Below are 20,785 nucleotides of genomic sequence, written 5' to 3'. Positions count from 1 at the left end.
ACGCACCTCGCGACCACCATCGGGCCGTGACCATCACCGACGCCTTCCTTGCCCTCAGCGCCCGAACCGGCCGGTTCACCTTCGGTGCCCCGCGCGCGTACACCTTCGCGGAGGACGGTACCCGGCTGCTGCTGCTGCTGCGCTCCAGCGGTCCGGAGGATCCGGTCGACCGCCTCCACCTGCTCGACACCACCACCGGCGAGGAGCGGCTGGTCGCCGACCCGGCCGCGCTGCTGCCCGGCCGCACCGGCCGGCGCGACGACCTGCCCGTCGTCGAGCGCCGGCTGCGCGAGCGCACCCGGCTGGTCGCCGCCGGCATCGGCACGTACGCCGCCACCGCCGACCTCGCCACCGCCGTCTTCACCCTGGACGGCCGGCTGTTCCGCACCGACACCACCACCGGCACCAGCGACGAACTCCCCGTCGCCGGGCCCGCGTTCGACCCCCGGCCGGACGCCATCGGACAGCGCGTCGCCTACGTCGCCGACGACGCCCTGTACGTCACCCCCGCCCTCGAGCCGCTCTCCCCCGCCGACGGCGCCCGCTGGGGCGTCGCCGAGTTCGCCGCCGCCGAGGAGCTCGGCCGCGCCCGGGGCCACTGGTGGCGACCGGACGGTGGCGCGCTGCTGGCCGCCCGGGTGGACGAATCCGGCGTCCCCCGGCGCCACTTCGCCGACCCGGCGCACCCCGGCGAGGCGCCCGAGGACTTCGCCTACCCGCAGGCCGGCGGCCCCAACGCGATCGTCCAGCTCTGGGTGCTCGGCCTCGACGGCACCCGGGTGCGGATCCACTGGGACGCCTGGGAGTTCCCGTACGTCTGCGCCGCCTCCTGGGCCTCCGACGACGAGGTGCTGCTGACCGTCGCCGACCGCCTCCAGCAGAACGTGCTGCTGCTGAGCGCCGACCCGGCCACCGGCACGATCACCGAACTCTCCCGCACCACCGACGAGTTCTGGGTGGACGACCTGCCCGGCACCCCGGCCCGGCTGACCGACGGCCGGCTGCTCACCGTCCACGACACCCCGCAGGCCCGCGGCCTCGCGCTGGACGGCAAGCCGCTGGACACCACCGGCCTGCAGATCCGCCGGGTCGTCGGCCGACTGGACGGCCGGCTGCTCTGCGAGACCGGCGAGGGCGACCCCTTCGACCAGTACGTCCACCTGATCGACCCGGACGGCGGCGCACCCGAGCGGCTCACCTCCGGCCCCGGCCTGCACGCGGCCCTCGCCGCCGGCGACACCCTGCTGCTCACCTCGGCCACCCCGGAGGGCGTGCGCCGCGTCGTCGTCCGCGACGGCCGCGAGCTGCCGCTCACCGACCACAGCGCCCCGCTGCCGTACCGGGTGGAGCCGCTGCTCGCCCGGGTCACCGAACGCGCCCTGCCCGGCGCCGTGGTCTACCCGCGCGACCACGTCCCGGGCCGGCGGCTGCCCGTGCTGCTGGACGTCTACGGCGGGCCCGGCTACCAGGCGGTGGCCAACGAGCCGCGCCGCTGGCAGCTCAAGCAGTGGTGGGCCGACCAGGGCTTCGCGGTGGTCACCGTCGACAACGGCGGCACCCCGTTCATCTCCCCCGCCTTCACCCGCACCATCTTCCGCCGGATGTCCCAGGTGGCGCTGGACGACCAGGTCGACGCCCTGCACGCGCTCGCCGAGCGGCACCCGGACCTCGACCTCGGCCGGGTCGGCGTGCGCGGCTGGTCGTACGGCGGCTACTTCGCGGCGCTCGCCGTGCTGCGCCGCCCGGACGTCTTCCACGCCGCCTGCGCGGGCGCCCCGCCCACCGACTTCCGGCTCTACGACACCGCGTACACCGAGCGCTACCTCGGCCTGCCGCAGGACAACCCCGAGGGCTACGCCGACGACTGCCTGATCCCCGACGCGCCCGGCCTGACCAGGCCGCTGCTGCTGATCCACGGGCTGGCCGACGACAACGTCCACCCCTCGCACACCCTGCTGCTCTCCCAGGCGCTCACCAGGGCCGGCCGCCCGCACAGCGTGCTGCCGCTGCCCGGTGCCACCCACATGACCCCGGGCGGGCTGATGGAGCAGCTGGCCCAGTCCGAACTCGCGTTCCTGCGGGCCTCCCTGGGGTGATCCATCGCGCCGGAGCACACCACCGGCCGAGGGCAAGGAGGTTGAGGGGCGTCGCGGCTTCGGCCGCGGCGCCCCTTCGCCCGCTCCGAACCCTGCTCCGAACCTCGCCCCGAACCCCGCTCCCCACCCTGTTCCGAGCCCTTCCCCGAACCTCGCTCCACACCCCTTCCACGTGACCCGTCACATGTGAAATATTACCTGCGCTTCATCGACTGATGACCTGAAGGACCCCCATCCCCCGGAAAGGACCGGTCAGTTGCGCAGACTGTCCGCGGCCCTCGCCGCCGCGCTCACCACCGGCGCGATAGCGGCCACCCTGCTGGGCACCCCCGCCCAGGCCGCACCCCCGAACCCCGCCGCCCTCGCCGCGGCCTCGGCCGACGCCGAACAGGGCGCCGCCCAGGGCGCCGAGGCCCCACCCGCACCGCTGGCCCCGCAGGAACGCGAGCGCCAGGCCCTGCGCGGCAAGGCCCTGGAACAGCTCAACAAGGGCTCCGTCGCCAAGGCCGCGGGCAAGCGGGCCCCGGCGAAGGTGAAGATCGGCAACGACTACGTCCAGCTCGCGCACCAGCGCACGGACAAGGTCTTCGTGATCCTCGCCCAGTTCGGCGACGAGGTGGACAGCACCACCCAGTGGAACGGCCAGCCCCGCTACGGCGGCACCCCCGGCCCGCGCCACAACCAGATCCCCAAGCCCGGCAAGGACGACAACCACACCCTGTGGTCGGCGGACTTCGACCGCGCGTACTACCAGAAGATGTTCTTCGACGACACGCCCGGCGCCGTGTCGATGCGCAACTACTACCGCACCCAGTCCTCCGGCCGGTACGACGTCGAGGGCACCGTCAGCGACTGGGTCACCGTCCCGTACAACGAGGCCCGCTACGGCAGCAACAAGGGCCCGCAGGGCTCCGGCGCCTGGACCCAGGGGCAGGAGTTCATCCGGGACGCCGTCAAGGCCTGGTACGACGGCGAGATCGCCAAGGGCCGCTCCGCCGCCGACGTCAAGGCGCAGCTCGCCCAGTACGACGTCTACGACCGCTACGACCACGACAAGGACGGCGAGTTCAACCAGCCGGACGGCTACCTGGACAACGTCGTCGTGGTGCACGCGGGCGTGGACGAGACCTGGGGCGGCGGCGCCCAGGGCGCCGACGCGCTGTGGGCGCACCGCAGCTGGACCTTCCCGGACGCGACCGGGCAGACCGGCCCGGAGGGCAACAAGATCGGCGGCGCCCCGGTCGGCGACACCGGCCTCTACGTCTACGACTACGTCCAGGGCGGCGAGAACAGCGGTGTCGGCCTGTTCGCCCACGAGTACGGCCACAACCTCGGCCTGCCCGACCTGTACAGCACCAGCGGCGGCGACAACAGCGTCAACTTCTGGTCGCTGATGTCCTCCGGCTCGTACCTGGGCAAGGGCCCGAACACCACCGGCGGCTACCCCGGTGACCTCGACGCCTGGAGCAAGCTCCAGTTCGGCTGGCTCGACTACGACGAGGCGCAGGCCGCCACCCGCTCCACCCACGCCCTCGGGGTGAGCAGCTACAACACCGACCAGGCCCAGGCGGTCCTCGTCCACCTGCCGGACGGCACCACCAGCACCGACCTCGCCGACCCGTACGAGGGCGGCCGGCAGTGGTGGAGCGACACCGGCGACAACCTCGACAACTCCCTCGCCCGGGACGTCGACCTGCGCACCGCCGCCGGCCCGGCCGCCCTGGACGCGGCGGTCTGGTACGACACCGAGCAGGACTACGACTTCCTGACCGTCGAGGCCTCCACCGACCAGGGCAAGCACTGGACCGCCCTCGGCGGCACCGTGGACGGCGCCCCGATCGGCAACACCAGCGCCAACACCCCCGGGCTGAGCGGCACTTCCGGCGGCTACAAGCAGCTGCACATCCCGCTGGACGGTTACCTCGGCCAGCAGGTCCGGCTGCGCTTCCACGCCACCTCGGACGGCAACACCCACGGCCGGGGCGTGCTGGTGGACGCCGTGAAGGCCACCGCCGGCACCGCCGTCCTGTTCGCCGACGGCGCCGAGAACGGCACCGACGGCTGGACGGCCAACGGCTTCACGGTCATCACCGGCCGCGCCGCCGTCAAGCAGCACCCGCGCGCGTACCTCGCCGAGAACCGCCGCTACACCGGTTACGGGGCGTTCCTGAAGGCCGGCCCGTACAACTTCGGCTACAGCGGGGTCGCGGGCAAGGCCAACGTGGTGGACAACTACCCGTACCAGGAGGGCGTCCTGATCTGGCTGTGGGACACCTCGTACGGTGACAACAACACCAAGGACCACCCCGGCGGCGGGCTGATCCTGCCGATCGACGCCCGCCCGGCGCCGGTCCGCTTCGCCGACGGGACGCTGGTCAACGGGCGGGCGCAGACCTACGACGCGCCCTTCTCGCTCAAGCCGACCACGCCGTTCACCCTGCACAAGGGCGGCGTCGCGGTGCGCGTCCCGGCCAAGCCGGCCGTCCCGGTGTTCAACGACCACACCGGGGTGTACGGCGACCCGGCCACGCCGCAGCTGACGGTGAAGGTGCCGGACACCAACACCAGGATCGAGGTCGTCCGGGAGTCCCAGGGCGGGAAGATCACCACCGTCCGGGTGGGCCCGGCCTCCTGAGGCCCGCACCGGCCGTGACGAAGAACCCCGCACCGCCGTGACGAAGGGCCCCGGATCCCCCCGACGAAAAGGGATCCGGGGCCTGCTCAGGTGTGGTGCGGGGCTCACTTCCTCTGTGGCGCGGGGCTCACTTCCCCAGCGCGCGGGCGGTGCGCGCCGCGGTGACCACCCCGAGGGCGGTGATCGCGGCGATCCCGAGGGTCATGTACCGGGCCGAGTCGACCGGGCTGACCCCGCCCAGGTTCACCAGGGTGCCGGCCAGCGCCGAGGTCACCGAGAAGGCGATCAGCTGGGTGGTGTTGATCGCCGCGGCCGCCTTGCCGCCCTCCGCCGGGTCACCGCTGCTGCGCATCGCGGCCACGCTCAGGTGCGGGAAGGCCAGCCCGATCCCGGTGCCGGCGCCGAACAGCGCCACCGCCCAGAGCAGCACCCTGGGGCCGGAGGCGTGCCCGGTCTGCGACAGCCCGTAGAGCAGCAGGCCGCCGACCAGCACCAGCGGGGCGGTGCGGATCGCCAGGGCCCGGCCGCGGGCCGACTCGATGCCGACGCTGAACAGCTGGGCGGTGGTCCAGCCCGCCGAGGTGGTGGCGCCGAGGAAGCCGGCCACCAGCGGGGAGAGGCCGCCCAGCTGCTGGCCGAACAGCGGGATGAAGTTCTCCGTCACCACGCCCGCGCAGAGCACCGCGACGGTCAGGTAGAGCCACTTCAGCGGGTTGCCGGGCCGGTAGGTCTGCTGCGGCAGCACCGTGGCCGCCGCGCGCCGCTCGACTGCCACGAAGCCCGCCAGCAGCGCCAGTCCGGCGAGCAGGCACAGGGCGGTCGGCCAGCCGCTCGGCACCGTCGAGCTGACGCTGAAGGCGGCCGCCGCCAGGGTGAGCAGCAGCAGCGACGGCAGTGGCACTGGGCCGCTGCCGTGCCCCGCGCCGGAGCGCCCGGGCAGCACCCGACGGGCCAGCACCGCCAGCACCAGCGCGGCGACCAGCAGCAGGACGTACGCCCCGCGCCAGGCGCCGAGCTGGGCGAAGAGCCCGCCCAGCGACGGTCCGACCAGGGTGCCGACGCCCCACATCGCGGAGACCAGTCCGGCCGCGCGGGTCCATAGTCGCTCCGGCAGGGCGGTGCGGATCACGGCGTAGCCGAGCCCGGCCACCAGGCCGCCCCCGAGGCCCTGCACCACCCGGCCGACGATCAGCGCCGCCATCGACGGGCTGAGCGCGTTGACCACCGCTCCCGCGCCGAAGACCAGGAAGCCCAGCACGTAGGCCCGGGCGGCGCCGAGGCGGTCCAGCAGCCGGCTGACCAGCATCGAGGCGATGACGGCGGCCATCAGGAAGCCGGTGGCCACCCACGCGTAGTACCGCTCGCCGCCGATGCCGGCGACGATCGAGGGCATCAGGGCGGCGGTGAAGTAGAGGTTCATCGCGTACAGCGCGACGCCGCCGGCCAGGATCGAGGCGGGGGCGGCGTAGCGGCGGGAGAAGAGTTCGCGCCACCCGCCGGAGGCCCCCGCGGATGGCGACTCCGACGGGCAACTGTCCAGCTGGGCAGCGGTGGTGTCGTTCTCGACGGCAGCGGATTCGTTCACGTCCGGTACGCTAGGACTTCAAGAGAACTTGAAGTCAAGGAGCCGCCATGACCACCGCGCCGGTCGATCTGCTGAGTGTCGGCGAGGTGGCCCGCCGGGCCGGGATCGCCACCTCGGCGGTGCGCTTCTACGAGGACCAGGGGCTGATCTCCGCCGAACGCACGTCGGGCAACCAGCGGCGCTACCGGCGGCACGTGCTGCGCCGGATCTCGCTCATCCTGGTCGCCAAGCGACTCGGCATCCCGCTCTCCGAGGTCGCCGAGGTGTTCACCGGCCTGCCCGAGGACCGGATGCCCGGCAAGCACGACTGGGAGCGGATCTCCCTGCGCTGGGCCGAGCAGCTGCGCGCCCGCCGGGCCGAGCTGGAGCGGCTGGAGGAGGAGCTGACCGGCTGCATCGGCTGCGGTTGCGTGTCGCTGCGCCGCTGCCGGGTGCTCAACCCGGGGGACGAGCTGGCCGCCGAGGGCCCGGGCCCGCGCCGGCTGCTGCCGGAGGAAGGCCTGCTGCCCGTCGGGGAGTGAGCCGGGAAACTCTCGAAAGGTGGGCGGGAAACCGTCGAAAGATGGGCGGGGAAAGGGGTGGAACCCGGCCGGACGCGGCCCTCGCAGGGTTCCCCGCCGCGTCCGACCGGGGGCTTGTGCGGCCTCAGGCCTCCGGGAAGTGGCAGGCCGCCTGCCGCTCGCCGGGCCCGGCGATCCTCAGCAGCGGCCGCTCGGTGCGGCAGAGGTCCTGGGCCTTGGGGCAGCGCGGGTGGAAGGTGCAGCCGGGCGGCGGGTCGGCCGGGCTCGGCGGGTCGCCGAGCAGCACGATCCGCTCCCGTTCGCGCTCCGCCTGCGGGTCCGGCAGCGGGACGGCGGACAGCAGCGCCCTGGTGTACGGGTGCGCGGGGTTGCCGTACACCTCGGCCTTGTCGCCGATCTCCACGATCCGGCCCAGGTACATCACCGCGACCCGGTCGCAGACCCGCTTGACCACCGAGAGGTCGTGCGCGATGAACACGTACGCCAGCCCCAGCTCCTGCTGGAGCCGCTCCATCAGGTTGACCACCTGGGCCTGGATGGAGACGTCCAGCGCGGAGACCGGCTCGTCGGCGATCACCAGCCGGGGCGAGGTGGCCAGCGAGCGGGCGATGCCGATGCGCTGGGCCTGGCCGCCGGAGAACTCGTGCGGGTAGCGGTCCAGGTGCTCGGGGATCAGCCCGACCAGCTCCATCAGCTCGGCGGCCCGCTTGCGCGCGTCCGTCGAGCTCCGGCCCTGGACCAGCAGCGGCTCGGAGATGATCCGGGCGACCGTCTGCCGGGGGTTGAGCGAGGAGTACGGGTCCTGGAAGACCATCTGGAGGTCGCGCCGGTGCGGCCGCAGCTGGGCCTGGGAGAGCCCGCCGATCTCGGTGCCGTCGAAGGTGACGGTGCCCGAGGTCGGGTCGAGCAGCCGGACGATCATCCGCCCGGTGGTGGACTTGCCGCAGCCGGACTCGCCGACCAGGCCGAGGGTCTCGCCCGCGCCGACGTCGAAGCTCACCCCGTCCACCGCCCGGATCGGTGCCCCGGGCCGGCCTGTGCGGCCGCGCCGGCCGGGGAAGGTCTTCACCAGGTCCCGTACCGAGAGCAGCGGCCCGGCCGCGCCCTTCGTCGACGGCGTGGTCATCACAGCACCCCTTCCGGCACCAGCGGCAGGTGGCAGGCGGCCTGGTGGCCGGCGGCGAGCCGGTCGAGCACGGGGCGCTCGGCCAGACAGCGGGCGTGCTCCTCGGCGGACGCCGCGGTGGTGCGGGCGCAGCGCGGGGCGAAGGAGCAGCCGGGGGCGGGGGCGATCAGCGACGGCGGGCTGCCGGGGATGGCCCGCAGCGGGGCGTCGTCGGTGTCGTCCAGGCGCGGCAGCGAGTCCAGCAGGCCGCGCGTGTACGGGTGCGCGGGCTGGCTGAACAGCCGGTCCACCGGGGCCTGTTCGGCGGCCCGGCCGCCGTACATCACCAGCACCTCGTGGGCGACCCGGGCGACCACGCCCAGGTCGTGGGTGATCATCACGACGCCGAGGCCGCGCTCCTGCTGGATCCGGGCGATCAGGTCGAGGATCTGCGCCTGGACCGTGACGTCGAGAGCCGTGGTGGGCTCGTCGGCGATCAGCAGCTCGGGCTCGCAGGCGAGCGCCATGGCGATCATGACGCGCTGGCGCATGCCGCCGGAGAACTGGTGCGGGTACTCGTCGACCCGGCGGGACGGCTCCGGGATGCCGACCTCGGCCAGCATCTCCACCGCCTTGGCCTTCCCGGCCTTGCGGTTCGCCTTGAAGTGCACCCGGTAGTGCTCGGCGATCTGCTCGCCGACCGTGTAGAAGGGGTGCAGGCTGGACAGCGGGTCCTGGAAGATCATCGCGATCCGGCGGCCCCGGACGGTGCCCAGTTCCTTCTCCCCGAGCCCGTTCAGCTCCTGGCCGTTCAGCCGGATCGAGCCGGTGACGGCCGCGCCGCGGTGCAGGCCCATGACGGCGAGCGAGGTGACGGACTTGCCGCTGCCCGACTCGCCGACCAGCCCGAGCGTGCGCCCGGCCTCGACGGTGAAGGAGATCCCGTCCACCGCCCGGACGGTGCCGCGCGGGGTGTCGAAGGCGACCTTGAGGTCCTCGACCTCCAACAGTCCGGTCATCAGTACCTCACTCTCGGGTCGACGAACGCGTAGAGCAGGTCGACCAGCAGGTTCGCCGCGACGATGAAGAAGGCCGCGAGCAGGGTGACGCCGAGGATGACGGGCTGGTCGGAGCGGCCCAGGCCGTCGTAGAACAGCCGGCCCACACCGGGCAGACCGAAGATCGACTCGGTGATCACCGCGCCGGCCAGCAGGCCGCCGAGGTCCATCCCGAAGATGGTCAGGATCGGCGTCATCCCGGAGCGCAGCCCGTGCTTGACGGTGACCGTCAGCGGCGGCAGGCCCTTGGCCCGGGCGGTGCGGATGTACGGTTCGGCCATCGCCTCGATCATCGAGTTGCGGCTCTGCCGGGCGTACATGGCGGCGTACAGCAGGGCCAGCGCGATCCACGGCAGCAGCAGGTTGGAGCCCCACTCCAGGGGGTTCTCGGTGAACTTGTGGTACGAGGGGTAGGGCAGCAGGCCGGCCGTCCTGACGACGCCCCAGATCAGCATGATCGAGGTGAAGTAGACCGGCAGCGAGGCGGTGCCGACGGACAGCACCATCAGCGTCTTGTCGATCGGCCTGCCCTTGCGCAGCGCCGAGGTGACGCCCGCGCCGAGGCCGAGGACCAGCCAGAGCACGGCCGCGCCGAGGGCCAGCGAGATGGAGACCGGAAGGCGGTCGGTGAGCAGGTCCCAGACCGGCAGCCCGTACTCGTAGGAGTAGCCGAGGCAGGGGAAGCCGCAGTGCACCGCGCTGGGGCCGGAGCCGTAGTCGCGGCCGGCGAAGATGCCGCCGAGGTAGGCGAGGAACTGGTCCCAGACCGGCTTGTCCAGGCCCATCGCGGCCTTGACGTCGGCGAGCCGCTCGGGGCTGCAGGTCTTGCCGCAGGCGGCCGCGGCCGGGTCGTTGGGCAGCAGGTAGAAGATGGTGAAGGTGATGGCGCAGATGGCGAGCAGGATGCCCACCACGCCGAGCAGCCGGCGGCCGAGGTAGAGGATCACGACCGGCCTCCCCGGGGGTCGAGGATGTCGCGCAGCGCGTCGCCGAGCAGGGTGAAGGCGAGCACGGCGACGAACAGGAAGGCGGTCGGGATCAGGAAGTAGGTCGGGTCGGTCTCGTAGTGCACGATGCTCTCGGCGATCATCTGGCCCCAGGACGCCGTCGGCGGGCGGACCCCCACGCCGAGGTAGCTGAGCGCGGCCTCGGTGGCGATCATGCCGGGGATGAGCAGGGTGGTGTAGGCGATGATCGGGCCGGAGACGTTCGGCAGGATCTCGCGGGTGAGGATGCGCCAGGAGCGCGCCCCGCCGACCTTGGCGGCCTCGACGTACTCGCGGTGCTTGAGCGAGAGGGTCTGGCCGCGCACCACCCGGGCGATGCCGGGCCAGGTGAACAGCCCGATCACCAGGGTGATCAGCAGGATCCGGTTGACGTCCTTGGCCACCGACATCATCGCGATCATGAAGATCAGCGACGGGAAGGACATCGTGAGGTCCATCAGCCGGGACAGCAGGGTGTCGACGCGGCCTCCGAAGTAGCCCGCCGCGATGCCGGCCAGGGTGCCGGCGAGCACGACGACGGCGGTCGCGGTGAACGCGATCAGCAGGGAGACCTGCCCGCCGTGCAGCACCCGGGCGAACAGGTCGCGGCCGGTGCCCGGCTCGACGCCGAGCCAGTGCCGGGCGCTGATGCCGCCGAAGTCGCCCCGGGGCACGCCGCCCAGGTACGGGTCGATGGCGCGCTTGTCGAACTCCTCGGGGGTCCAGCCGCCGAGCGCGCTGAGCGGGCCGGCCAGCGCGGCGGCCAGCAGCAGCACGCCGACGGTGATCAGTCCGAACCGGGCCGAGCCCTTGGCCCACAGCTGGTCCCAGACCAGCCGCCAGGGCCCGCGCCCGGCACTCTTCTTGGTGCCCCCCGCCGTGGCGTCGGCCACGACGGGAGGCTCAGTGGTGGTACTCATCGCTGCCGGCCCCTCACTTGCCCTTGGCGGGGTCCTTGAGGCCGATGGCACCCAGGTCGAGCATGCCGGCGTAGCCCTGGTTGCCGAACGCGCCGGCCACGTTGGAGCCGACCAGCAGGGGGCGGCGCTGCCAGATCAGCGGGACGGCCGGGGCCTTCTTCGCCAGGTCCTGGTCCAGCTGCTGCCAGGCCTTGTCGGCCTCGCCGACGTCCGTCATGGCCGCGATCTGGTCCATCCGGTCCATCGTGGCCTGGTCCTTGAACTGGCTGAAGTTGCCCTGGTTGCCCTTCTCCTTGATGGTGCGGCCGTCGAACTGGAACGGCAGGAAGGTCGCACCGGAGGGGTAGTCGGGACACCAGCCGTTGATGGTGAGTTCGGGGGCGTTCTTGGTGTCGCCGATGGTGTCGGCGAAGGCGGACGGGTCGGTGGTGTTGATGGTGACCTGGACGCCGGCCTTGGACAGCGACTGCTGGATCGCCTCGGCGCGGGTCTTGTCGCCGAGCGAGACGGTGAGCGAGACCTTGAGGTCGGTCTTGCCGGCCTCCTGGAGCAGCTTCTTGGCCTTCTCCTGGTCCCCGGTGGCCGGGATCTTCAGCGGGTCGGACTTGACGCCGGCGGTCAGCGAGGGCGGCAGGTAGGAGGTCGCCACGTCGGCCATCGCCGGGCCGCCGAAGGCCGTCACCTGCGCGTCGCGGTCGACCGCCCACATCATCGCCTCGCGCACCTTCGGGTCGTCGAAGGGGGCCTTGGCGGTGTTCAGGTACAGCATGTCGGTGCAGCCGGTGACCTCGGCGGCCATCCGGGACTTGACGTCCGGCTTGGGCAGCACCTTGGCGACGGTCTCGTGCTGCATCCACGGCATGTTGATCGCGTTGGCGTCGGCGCCGTCGCTGGCGATGATCCGGTCGTCGGCCTGGCCGCCCTTGATGCCCTGGGTGACGACGACCTTGTCCGGGTACGCCTTGCGGACGGTGTCGGTGGCCGGGTCCCAGTTGGTGTTGCGGACCAGCACCAGCTGCTTGCCGCGGTCGTAGGTCTCGATCTTGTACGGGCCGGAGGAGAACGGCCGGGCGTCGTACTGGGTGCCCTTCTCCTGGGACTGCGGCACCGGGGCGAAGGTCGGCAGCGAGACGGTGGAGGAGAACTCGGCGACCGGGCGCTTCAGGTGGAAGACGATCGTCTTGTCGTCCGGGGTCTCGATGCTCGCCAGGTGCTCGCCGTTCAGCGGGCCCTTGTAGTTCTCGCCGCCGGCCAGGTACTGGATCGCGTAGTCGGGGCCGCCGGTGAGGTCCGGGGAGTAGGACCGCTCGACGTTGTACTTGATGTCGGCGGACTTGATCGGCGTGCCGTCCTCGTACTTGAGGCCGTCCTTGAGGGTGAAGGTCCACACCTTGCCGCCCTCGGCGGACTTGCCGAGGTCGGTGGCGAGGTCCGGGACGATCTCGCTGCCGGCCGCGCCGGGCTCGGACTTGAAGGTGGTCAGCGTCCGGTAGAGCAGCCGGGTGCCGAAGTCCATGTGCGGCACCACCCAGTTGCGGGCCGGGTCGAGGTGCGCGAAGTCCTGGTTGGTCAGGACCGTGAGGGTGCCGCCCTTGACGGGGGTGCCGCCGATGATCGAGCCGGACGCCGCGCCCGGGCCCTTGCTGTCGGAGGGGGCCGCCTCGGTGCCGCTGTCGCTCTTGTCGTTCGAGCAGGCCCCGAGGCCGAGGGTGAGGGTCGCCGCGAGGGCCGCCGCGAGGGCGGCGTGGGTGCGCCTGGTCATGTTGCAACTCCGCTGTGGGGGGCCCGATCCGCCTGATCTGGCCGCTGCGCTGTGTGACCCGTAACATAGTAATGTGAAATTGCACTGCACAAGAGGTGACGCCACCCGTTACCGAGCTGTGTCCGTGCCCCGCATCTCCCCAGCCCCGCCTAGGAGTTCACCGGTGACCCTTCCCCCGACCGGCCTCAACACCGGCAGCCACGACCTCCCGGTCTCCCCCGCCCTCGCCTCGTTCATGGCCACCAGCTGGGCCGCCACCCCGCTCCCCGCCGACCGGCGGGTCCCCGGCTACGACCGCTTCCCCGGCCGCCGCGCCCGGCTCTCCGCCGCCTTCCCCGGCGAACGGCTGATCATCCCGGCCGGCCGCCTCAAGGTCCGCTGCAACGACCTCGACTACCGCTTCCGCCCGCACAGCGCGTACGTCTGGCTCACCGGCCTCACCGGCGAGGACCAGGCCGACCACGTCCTCGTCCTCGAACCGGCCGGCCCCGAAGGCCACGAGCCGGTGCTCTACCTGCGCCCGCGCTCCCCGCGCGACGGCGGCGAGTTCTACCGCGACCGCCGCTACGGCGAGTTCTGGGTCGGCTCCCGCCCCGACCTCGCCGAAGCGGCCCGACTCACCGGGGTGCGCACCGAACACCTCGACGACCTCGGAAAGCTGCTCACCGGCCCGCAGCCGCCCACCCGGGTCCTGGCCGGCACCGACCCACTGGTCGACGAGGCCACCGGGCGGCCGTCCGCCGACCACCGGGACGGCGAACTGGCCGCCGTCCTCTCCGAGTTGCGCCTGGTCAAGGACCAGTGGGAGATCGGGCAGCTGCAACTGGCCGTCGACCACACCACCACCGGCTTCGAGGACGTCGTCCGCGCCCTGCCCACCGCGCTGCGCCACCACCGCGGCGAGCGCTGGATCGAGGGCGTCTTCGACCTGCGCGCCCGCGCCGAGGGCAACGGCACCTCCTACACCACCATCGCCGCCTCCGGCGCCCACGCCTGCGTGCTGCACTGGATCCGCAACGACGGCGCCCTCGACCCGAACTCCCTGCTGCTGCTGGACGCCGGCGTCGAGACCGACACCCTCTACGCCGCCGACATCACCCGCACCCTCCCGCTCAGCGGCACCTTCACCCCCGTCCAGCGCCAGGCCTACGACCTCGTCCTCGCCGCCCAGAGCGCCGGCATCGCCACCCTGCGCCCGGGCGCGCGGTTCCGCGACTTCCACCGCGCCGCCATGCGGGTCATCGCCGAGGGCCTCGCCGACTGGGGCGTCCTGCCCGTCTCCGCCGAGGAGGCCCTCGCCGAGGAGAACGGCCTCTACCGCCGCTACACCCTCTGCGGCAGCGGCCACATGCTCGGCCTCGACTACCACGACTGCGCCAAGTCCCGCGCCGACCGCTACCTCGACGGCACCCTGGAGGAGGGCATGGTCCTCACCGTCGAACCCGGCCTCTACCTCCAGCCCGACGACGAGACCCTCCCCGCCGAACTCCGCGGCCTCGGCATCCGCATCGAGGACGACCTCGTCATCACCGCCGACGGCGCCCACCTGATGTCGAACGCCCTCCCCCGCGCCGCCGCCGACGTCGAGTCCTGGATGGCCACCCTGCTCTCCTGAGCCCAGGAGCGGACGATCAAGCCACCTTGATCGTCCGCTCCCCCGGCTCACTACGCGCGGGCCGACCGCCAGAGGTCGGTGACGATCCGCTCCGCCGGGCCGGTGCGGGCGAGCAGGTGGGCGGTGCCGGCCCAGAGGTGCATGGCGGACGTGTCGTCGCGGCGGGTGGCGGCGGCGCGCAGGGGGGTGGTGAGGCGGTTGACCTCGGGGTAGGCGGGCGGGGCGTACGGGCCGTGGCGGTCGATGAAGGCGTTGCGCAGGCCGCGGGCCGGGCGGCCGGTGTAGGCGCGGGTGACGACCGTCTCCGGCAGTTCGACGAGCGCTGCCCGGTGGGCGGCCGGGGCGCCCGACTCGTCCGACCGCAGCAGCGCCGTGCCCAGCTGCACCGCCACCGCCCCCGCCCGCAGCGCCGCCGCGACGGCCGGGCCGTCGCCGAGCCCGCCCGCGGCGATCAGCGGCAGCCCCGTCACCTCCCGTACGGCGGGCAGCAGTCGGAGCAGCGGCAGCTCCCCCGGCCGGTCCGCCACCCGGTGGGTGCCGCGGTGGCCGCCCGCCTCCGGCCCCTGCACGCACAGCGCGTCCATCCCGACCGCCTCCGCCGCCCGCGCCTCCCGCGGCGTGGTGACGGTGGCGACCTGGGTCGTGCCGACGGCCCGCAGCGCCGCCGCCTCCTCGGCCGTCGGCAGCCCGAAGGTGTACGAGACCACCGGCACCGGGTCCGCGAGCAGCGCGGCGAGCTTGGCCTCCCAGTCGTCCCGGTCCGGCGCGATCTCCTCCGGCAGCGTCACGCCCCACTGCTCGGCCTCGGGCCGCAGCCGCTCCCGGTACGCGGCGACGGCCGCCCCGTCCCCGGGCGGGCCCGGCACGAAGAGGTTCACCCCGTACGGCCGGTCGGTCGACTTCCGCACCGCGGCGATCTGCTCGGCCATCCCCCCGGCCGTCCTCATCCCCGCGGCCAGGAACCCCAGCCCGCCGGCCCGGTTCACCGCCGCGACCAGTTCGGGCGTCGTGGGCCCGCCCGCCATCGGGGCGGCGATCACGGGCACGGCGAGCTCGTCGAGCCGGACGGTCATCGGGCGCTCCTCACACTGCTGCGGGACACTGCTGCGGGCACGGAACACCCCCAGCCTACGCTCAGCGGATCAGCCCCAGCCGTCGTGCCTCGCGCACCGCCGCCGTGCGCGAGTCCACCCCCAACTTGGTGTAGATGTGCACCAGATGGGACTTCACGGTGGCCTGGCTCAGGTGCAGCCGCTGGCTGACCTGCTGGTTGGTCAGCCCGTCCGCGACCAGCCCCAGCACCTCGGTCTCCCGGGCGCTGAGCGCCGCCGCCGGCGTCCGCATCCGCTCCAGCAGCCGGTCCGCCACGCTGGGCGCCAGCGCGCTGCGCCCGGCCGCGGCGGCCCGCACGGCCTGCGCCAGTTCCTCCGGCGGCGCGTCCTTCAGCAGGTAGCCGGTGGCGCCCGCCTCCAGGGCCGGCAGGGTGTCCGCGTCGGTGTCGTACGTGGTGACCACCAGCACCCGCGGCGCGCCCGCCCGGGCGGTGATCGCCGCGGTGGCCTGCGCCCCGTTCATCGCCGAGCCCGGTCCGAACTGGAGGTCCATCAGCACCACGTCCACCCCCGGCTCCGCCGCCAGCTCGACGGCCCGCTCGGCGGTGGCCGCCTCCGCCACGATGGCGAAGTCCGGCTCGCACTCCAGTACCGCCCGCAGCCCGGCCCGCACCACCGGATGGTCGTCCGCGATGAGCAGCCGGATCACTGGCCGGCCTCCGGGGTGACCGGCAGCTGCACCGCCACCGTCGTGCCCTCCCCGGGCGCCGACTCCACGGTGAACCCGCCGCCGAGCGCCCGCGCCCGGGCCCGCATCGAGGGCAGCCCGAACCCGCCGTCGCCGCCGGTGCGGCCGGCGACCGCCGCCGGGTCGAACCCGGCCCCGTCGTCGTACACGTCCAGTGCCACCTCACCCTCCATGTAGCTGAGCGTCACCTCGGCCCGGGTGGCTCCCGCGTGCCGGACGGTGTTGCCGAGCGCCGACTGCGCGATCCGCAGCAGCGCCACCTCCTGGGCGGCCGACAGCCGGACCGGGTCGCCGGAGACGTGCAGTTTCACCGGCAGTCCGCTCTGCGCAGTGGTCGTCGCGCTCAGCCGCTCCAGCGCGACCGGCAGCGGATCGCCGTCCAGCGCGGGCGGGGTGAGCGCCCGGACGAACCGCCGGGCCTCGTCCAGGTTGTCCTGGGCGGCCTGCCGCGCCTGCTCGACGTACCCGGCGGCGGCCTCGGTGCGCTCCGGCAGGGCCCGCTGGGCCGCCCGCAGCAGCAGTTGGATGGAGGTGAGGCTCTGCGCGAGGGTGTCGTGGATCTCCCGGGCGAGCCGCTCCCGCTCGGCCAGCACACCGGCCGTGTGGTGCGCGGCGGCGGCGTCGGCGCGGGCGGCGGTCAGTTCGTCGATCAGCCGCCGGCGCTCCTCGCTCTCCCGGTACAGCGCCTGGTAGCCGAGCACGGTGGCGGTGGCGACGGCCGCGCCGAGCGCGGGCCCGATCGAGGCGGCGAAGCCGAAGCTGTGCTGGTGCCAGGACCAGGCGGCGATCGAGGCGGCGGCGGTCAGTCCGACGGCCACCAGCCCGCCGCGCCGCCCCAGCAGGTGCAGTTCCAGGAAGTACAGCGGGAACGCCAGCCAGACCCCGTCCTGGGTGGTGATCAGCACGCCCGCCCAGGTGACTCCGAGCAGCACCAGCCAGAGCGCGGCCGCCCGGCGCGAGCGGCGCACGGCGGCCAGCTGCGGCCCGACGGTGTAGACGGCGGCCATCGCGGTGGCCGCGGCGGCGACGGCGGCCGGATCGCCGCCCCGCTCGACGAAGACGGCCCGGGCGACGGCGAGCGCGAGCAGGCCCGCAACGAGCAGGTGCAGGCAGACCTGGAGGACGCGGGCGACGGGGGTGGTTCTGGATCGTTCGGTCGCCATCCGTCCAGCCTAAGTCGGCGCCCGCGGCACGGCATCAATCAAAAGGTTGAACTCGGCGTCTTCCCTTTGATGCCCAGGATGCAATCCCCGGCGCGATGCCCCGGGGCCCCTCTGTCCGGGACGGTGGAAGCGTCGAAAGAACCTGCGCAGAGAAAGGCTCACCGTGTTCGTCGCCTGGAGGGACCTGAGGTTCGCCAAGGGGCGGTTCGCCCTGATGGGAACCGTCATCGTGCTGATCACCGTCCTGGTCGGTCTGCTGTCCGGACTGACCGCCGGGCTCGGTCGGCAGAACATCTCCGCGATCACCGGCCTGCCCGCCGACCACCTGGTCTTCGGCAAGCCGGCCGACGGCCAGCAGCTCTCCTTCACCGACTCCCAGGTCACCCCCGACCAGTGGCAGGCCTGGGCCCGCGAGCCCGGCGTCACCTCCGCCCAGCCGATCGGCATCACCACCACCAAGGCCGCCGCCGGCCAGCGCACCGCCGCGCTCTCCGCCTTCGGCGTCCCGGACGGCTCCGGGCTCGCCCCGCAGGGCACCCGGATCGCCCCCGGCCAGGCGGTGCTGTCCAAGACCGCCGCGGAGGACCTCGGCGGCCTCACCCCCGGCGACGGGTTCACCCTGGCCGGGCACCCGCTCAAGGTCACCGCCGTCGAGGGCGACGCCGCGTACAGCCACACCCCGGTGATCTGGACCAGCCTCGGCGACTGGCAGCAGTTCGCCCCCGGCGGCACCGGCCACGCCACCGTCATCGCCCTCGACACCGCGAAGGGCGCCGACCTGGCCGCCGCCGACGCCCGCCACGGCACCGAGACCCGCACCCGCGACGACGCGCTCGCCGCGATCGGCTCCTACACCTCGGAGAACGGCTCCCTCCAGCTCATGCGCGGCTTCCTGTTCGCCATCTCGGCCCTGGTGATCGGCGCGTTCTTCACCGTCTGGACGATCCAGCGCAGCGGCGACATCGCCGTCCTCAAGGCCCTCGGCGCCTCCACCCGCTACCTGCTGCGCGACGCGCTCGGCCAGGCCGTCCTGCTGCTGGTGCTCGGCACGCTCGTCGGCACCGCGATCGCGGCCGGGTTCGGCGCGCTGATCGGCTCCGCCGTCCCGTTCGTCCTGGACGCCCCGACCGTCCTGCTGCCCGCCGCCGTCATGATCGCCCTCGGCGCGATCGGCGCGGCCCTGTCCATCCGCCGGATCACCTCCGTCGACCCGCTGACCGCCCTCGGGAGCGCCCGTTGAACGAGCAAAGCGAAGTGACCATCAAGAAGTGCGCGTGGGCGAATGCCCCCGCCGAGCGAAGGGAGGCGGGCGCATGAGTCTTGTCCTCGACCGCATCACCCTGACCTACCCCGACGGCGACGGCCGGCTCACGGCCCTGGACGAGGTCTCGCTGACCGTCCCCAAGGGCTCCCTCACCGCCGTCGTCGGCCCCTCCGGCTCCGGCAAGTCCAGCCTGCTGGCGGTCGCCGCCACCCTGATCACCCCGGACTCCGGGCAGGTCGTCATCGACGGCACCGACACCACGGGCCTCGGCCGGGCGGAACTCACCGCACTGCGCCGCACCAGGATCGGCATCGTCTTCCAGCAGGCCAACCTGCTGCCCTCGCTCACCGCGGTGGAGCAGCTGCAGGTGATGGCCCACCTGGACGGCCGCGCCCCGCGCACCGCCCTGCCCCGGGCCCTGGAACTCCTGGACGCCGTCGGCCTGCGCGACCAGGCCGCCCGCCGCCCGCACCAGCTCTCCGGCGGTCAGCGCCAGCGGATCAACATCGCCCGCGCGCTGATGAACGACCCCACGGTGCTCCTGGTGGACGAGCCCACCAGCGCCCTCGACCACGAGCGCGGCGCCGCCGTCCTCGACCTGATCACCGACCTCACCCACCGCCGGGCCACCGCCACCGTCCTGGTCACCCACGACCGCACCCACCTGACGGCCGTCGACCAGGTCGCCGAGGTCCACGACGGAAAGCTGACGCTGCCGGCGGCGGCGGTCTGAGCTACTTCTTGGCCGTCAGCACGTCGTCCACCGAGAGCGTCACCGACGCTCCGATCGACTCCGGCAGAGTGAACGACTGCCCGGGGTGGTGGACGGCGTGCACCCGGTACTCGCCGTCCTTCGGGTCGGTCAGCACCATCACGCGCTGGTTCGTCCGGTCGACGATGACGTAGACGGGCACTCCTGCCTCCGCGTACAGCGTCGGCTTGACCTTCAGGTCGACCAGGTGATTCGACGACGTCACTTCCAGTACGAGACGGAAGACCGCCGGGTCGTAGCAACCGTGTTCGAGAATCCGGTCGTCACTGTCGGCGTCGAGGACCGCTAGGTCCGGCACGGCAAAGTCGTACGGGCCGTTCGGCAACCAGATGCCGATGCCCTGGAAGACTTCGGTTTCTCCGCCGTCCAGACCCGCCGCTTCGAACAGGCGGTCAAACCTCTTGATCGATCGACCGTGCTTGAGGTTGGGCGGCGGCGTCACGGTGATCTGGCTCCCGATGATCTCGACCCGGTAGCCAGGGAACTGCTCGGAGATCAGCTCGGCGGCTTCGAGCAGCGTCGGCTGCTGCATGGGTTCTTCCACTGCTGCGGCGGACATGGAGTTCCTCCTGACTGCCGATGTCGAGAGCATCATCGTAGAACCGGCCCCGCCTCCAGCGCCCGATCCTCAGGCTTCACCCGAAGGAGTGGTTTAGCCCTACCGGGACCGGAGCCGCAGGGCAGAAGCCTCCGGGTCGGCGGGCTTCTCGTCGCCGGCCCAGAGGGAGCGGACGTGGCTGAGGTGGCGGATCATGCAGGCCTCGGCGCCCGCGGCGTCGCCGGCGAGCAGGAGGTCCAGCAGCTCCAGGTGCTCCTGGGCCGAGGAGACCAGCTCGCCGCGCTCGTCGAGCCGGTTGAGGCCGTACAGCCGCGAGCGCTTGCGCAGGTCGCCGACCACCTCGACCAGCCGGGTGTTGCCGGCCAGCCCGAGGAGGTCGAGGTGGAACTGGCGGTCGGCCTCCAGGTAGCCGATCAGGTCGTGCTTGCGGGCCGCGGCGACGATCGCCTCGGCCTGCGGGCGCAGCCGCTCCAGCTGTTCCGCGGTGGCGGTGCGCGCCACCTGGCCGACGGTCGGGACCTCGATCAGGGCGCGGATCTCGGTGTAGTCGTCGAGGTCGCGGTCGGTGAGCTCGGTGACCCGGAAGCCCTTGTTGCGGACGGCCTCGACCAGGCCCTCGCGGGCGAGGTCGAGCATGGCCTCGCGGACCGGGGTCGCGGAGACGCCGAAGTCGGCGGCGAGCGCGGGTGCGGAGTAGACCACGCCGGGGCGCAGTTCGCCGGAGATCAGGGCCGCCCGGAGCGCGTGGGCGACCTGGTCGCGAAGCCGCTCCTGTACGGAGATCAGGGTGCGGGATTTGAGGTCGGCCATGGTGTTCCTCCGGATGGGTGCAGAACACCAGCGTACAATGTCACGTTACGTTGCGTACGCAACAGCCGACGATTCACACACCTGCAACGGTGCCCCCTCGCGACACCGAACGCCATGGTGGCAGCGGCCGTCGA

The 20,785-nt window shown here is 73.0% G+C and carries 17 protein-coding genes; 6 read left to right on the top strand and 11 right to left on the bottom strand.

Going from position 1 to position 20,785, the window contains the following annotated elements; genetic code table 11:
* Positions 1-26 precede the first annotated feature (26 nt).
* Together ACFWP2_RS26240 and ACFWP2_RS26235 are read left to right on the top strand one after the other, a co-directional pair.
* Entirely contained in the window at positions 27-2,096 is a 2,070-nt protein-coding gene (locus tag ACFWP2_RS26240) for a prolyl oligopeptidase family serine peptidase (protein WP_380455594.1), read from the top strand.
* Positions 2,097-2,352: 256 nt separating this feature from the next.
* Positions 2,353-4,731, top strand: a complete 2,379-nt coding sequence (locus ACFWP2_RS26235; protein ID WP_380455592.1) for an immune inhibitor A domain-containing protein — start codon at positions 2,353-2,355, stop codon at positions 4,729-4,731.
* Between the two features lie 127 nt (positions 4,732-4,858).
* On the opposite strand, the gene ACFWP2_RS26230 is transcribed toward ACFWP2_RS26235, so the two are convergent.
* On the bottom strand, positions 4,859-6,316 hold the full coding sequence (locus ACFWP2_RS26230) for an MFS transporter (RefSeq protein WP_380455590.1): 1,458 nt from the start codon (positions 6,314-6,316) through the stop codon (positions 4,859-4,861).
* 47 nt (positions 6,317-6,363) lie between these two features.
* On the opposite strand from ACFWP2_RS26230, the gene soxR reads away from it, so the two are divergent.
* Positions 6,364-6,837 (top strand): redox-sensitive transcriptional activator SoxR, encoded by a 474-nt coding sequence (gene soxR / locus ACFWP2_RS26225; RefSeq protein ID WP_380455588.1) that lies wholly within the window; start codon positions 6,364-6,366, stop codon positions 6,835-6,837.
* A 124-nt stretch (positions 6,838-6,961) separates the two neighbouring features.
* On the opposite strand, the gene ACFWP2_RS26220 is transcribed toward soxR, so the two are convergent.
* From ACFWP2_RS26220 to ACFWP2_RS26200, 5 genes are read right to left on the bottom strand one after another with little or no spacing between them, the layout of a single operon-like run.
* Positions 6,962-7,963 carry an ABC transporter ATP-binding protein gene (locus ACFWP2_RS26220; protein ID WP_380455586.1) on the bottom strand — a complete coding sequence of 334 codons (1,002 nt, stop codon included), beginning with the start codon at positions 7,961-7,963 and terminating at the stop codon, positions 6,962-6,964.
* Positions 7,963-8,961 (bottom strand): ABC transporter ATP-binding protein, encoded by a 999-nt coding sequence (locus ACFWP2_RS26215; RefSeq protein WP_380455584.1) that lies wholly within the window; start codon positions 8,959-8,961, stop codon positions 7,963-7,965. The genes ACFWP2_RS26220 and ACFWP2_RS26215 overlap by 1 nt, the downstream gene beginning before the upstream one ends.
* Positions 8,961-9,947, bottom strand: a complete 987-nt coding sequence (locus ACFWP2_RS26210; RefSeq protein ID WP_380455582.1) for an ABC transporter permease — start codon at positions 9,945-9,947, stop codon at positions 8,961-8,963. Before ACFWP2_RS26210 ends, ACFWP2_RS26215 begins: the two co-directional genes overlap by 1 nt.
* Positions 9,944-10,906, bottom strand: coding sequence for an ABC transporter permease (locus ACFWP2_RS26205; protein WP_380455579.1), 963 nt, complete (start codon positions 10,904-10,906; stop codon positions 9,944-9,946). Before ACFWP2_RS26205 ends, ACFWP2_RS26210 begins: the two co-directional genes overlap by 4 nt.
* 13 nt (positions 10,907-10,919) lie before the next feature.
* Positions 10,920-12,668 (bottom strand): ABC transporter substrate-binding protein, encoded by a 1,749-nt coding sequence (locus ACFWP2_RS26200; protein ID WP_380455577.1) that lies wholly within the window; start codon positions 12,666-12,668, stop codon positions 10,920-10,922.
* A gap of 163 nt (positions 12,669-12,831) precedes the next feature.
* Between ACFWP2_RS26200 and ACFWP2_RS26195 the strand changes: the two genes are divergently transcribed.
* Positions 12,832-14,283: an aminopeptidase P family protein gene (locus ACFWP2_RS26195; RefSeq protein WP_380455574.1), complete on the top strand. Its 1,452-nt coding sequence runs from the start codon at positions 12,832-12,834 to the stop codon at positions 14,281-14,283.
* 50 nt (positions 14,284-14,333) lie between these two features.
* Here the strand turns inward: ACFWP2_RS26195 and ACFWP2_RS26190 are convergent, their stop codons facing one another.
* The 3 genes from ACFWP2_RS26190 to ACFWP2_RS26180 all read right to left on the bottom strand — a co-directional run bounded on the left by ACFWP2_RS26190 (position 14,334) and on the right by ACFWP2_RS26180 (position 17,246).
* Positions 14,334-15,356 carry a nitronate monooxygenase gene (locus ACFWP2_RS26190; RefSeq protein ID WP_380455572.1) on the bottom strand — a complete coding sequence of 341 codons (1,023 nt, stop codon included), beginning with the start codon at positions 15,354-15,356 and terminating at the stop codon, positions 14,334-14,336.
* Between the two features lie 61 nt (positions 15,357-15,417).
* Positions 15,418-16,044 (bottom strand): response regulator transcription factor, encoded by a 627-nt coding sequence (locus ACFWP2_RS26185; protein ID WP_049656462.1) that lies wholly within the window; start codon positions 16,042-16,044, stop codon positions 15,418-15,420.
* Entirely contained in the window at positions 16,041-17,246 is a 1,206-nt protein-coding gene (locus ACFWP2_RS26180; RefSeq protein WP_380455569.1) for a sensor histidine kinase, read from the bottom strand. Before ACFWP2_RS26180 ends, ACFWP2_RS26185 begins: the two co-directional genes overlap by 4 nt.
* A gap of 163 nt (positions 17,247-17,409) precedes the next feature.
* Between ACFWP2_RS26180 and ACFWP2_RS26175 the strand changes: the two genes are divergently transcribed.
* Positions 17,410-18,486 carry an ABC transporter permease gene (locus tag ACFWP2_RS26175; RefSeq protein WP_380455567.1) on the top strand — a complete coding sequence of 359 codons (1,077 nt, stop codon included), beginning with the start codon at positions 17,410-17,412 and terminating at the stop codon, positions 18,484-18,486.
* 73 nt (positions 18,487-18,559) lie between these two features.
* Complete coding sequence (locus ACFWP2_RS26170) at positions 18,560-19,243, top strand: ABC transporter ATP-binding protein (RefSeq protein WP_380455565.1); 684 nt, start codon at positions 18,560-18,562, stop codon at positions 19,241-19,243.
* A 1-nt stretch (position 19,244) separates the two neighbouring features.
* On the opposite strand, the gene ACFWP2_RS26165 is transcribed toward ACFWP2_RS26170, so the two are convergent.
* A complete protein-coding gene (locus ACFWP2_RS26165; protein ID WP_380455562.1) occupies positions 19,245-19,841 on the bottom strand; it encodes a Uma2 family endonuclease in 597 nt (198 codons plus the stop codon).
* A 99-nt stretch (positions 19,842-19,940) separates the two neighbouring features.
* A complete protein-coding gene (locus ACFWP2_RS26160) occupies positions 19,941-20,651 on the bottom strand; it encodes a GntR family transcriptional regulator (RefSeq protein WP_380455560.1) in 711 nt (236 codons plus the stop codon).
* Positions 20,652-20,785: the final 134 nt, after the last annotated feature.

This window comes from Kitasatospora sp. NPDC058444, assembly GCF_042721415.1.
Taxonomy (GTDB): domain Bacteria; phylum Actinomycetota; class Actinomycetes; order Streptomycetales; family Streptomycetaceae; genus Kitasatospora.
Note: the sequence above shows the minus strand (reverse complement) of the source record. Positions and strands in the feature narration are given on the sequence as shown.

Bases quoted from the DNA above. Each gene is read 5' to 3' on its own strand.
- soxR (WP_380455588.1), top strand. From the start codon at position 6,364: ATGACCACCGCGCCGGTCGATCTGCTGAGTGTCGGCGAGGTGGCCCGC.
- ACFWP2_RS26220 (WP_380455586.1), bottom strand. From the start codon at position 7,963: ATGACCACGCCGTCGACGAAGGGCGCGGCCGGGCCGCTGCTCTCGGTA.
- ACFWP2_RS26215 (WP_380455584.1), bottom strand. From the start codon at position 8,961: ATGACCGGACTGTTGGAGGTCGAGGACCTCAAGGTCGCCTTCGACACC.
- ACFWP2_RS26205 (WP_380455579.1), bottom strand. From the start codon at position 10,906: ATGAGTACCACCACTGAGCCTCCCGTCGTGGCCGACGCCACGGCGGGG.
- ACFWP2_RS26200 (WP_380455577.1), bottom strand. From the start codon at position 12,668: ATGACCAGGCGCACCCACGCCGCCCTCGCGGCGGCCCTCGCGGCGACC.
- ACFWP2_RS26190 (WP_380455572.1), bottom strand. From the start codon at position 15,356: ATGACCGTCCGGCTCGACGAGCTCGCCGTGCCCGTGATCGCCGCCCCG.
- ACFWP2_RS26180 (WP_380455569.1), bottom strand. From the start codon at position 17,246: ATGGCGACCGAACGATCCAGAACCACCCCCGTCGCCCGCGTCCTCCAG.
- ACFWP2_RS26170 (WP_380455565.1), top strand. From the start codon at position 18,560: ATGAGTCTTGTCCTCGACCGCATCACCCTGACCTACCCCGACGGCGAC.
- ACFWP2_RS26165 (WP_380455562.1), bottom strand. From the start codon at position 19,841: ATGTCCGCCGCAGCAGTGGAAGAACCCATGCAGCAGCCGACGCTGCTC.
- ACFWP2_RS26160 (WP_380455560.1), bottom strand. From the start codon at position 20,651: ATGGCCGACCTCAAATCCCGCACCCTGATCTCCGTACAGGAGCGGCTT.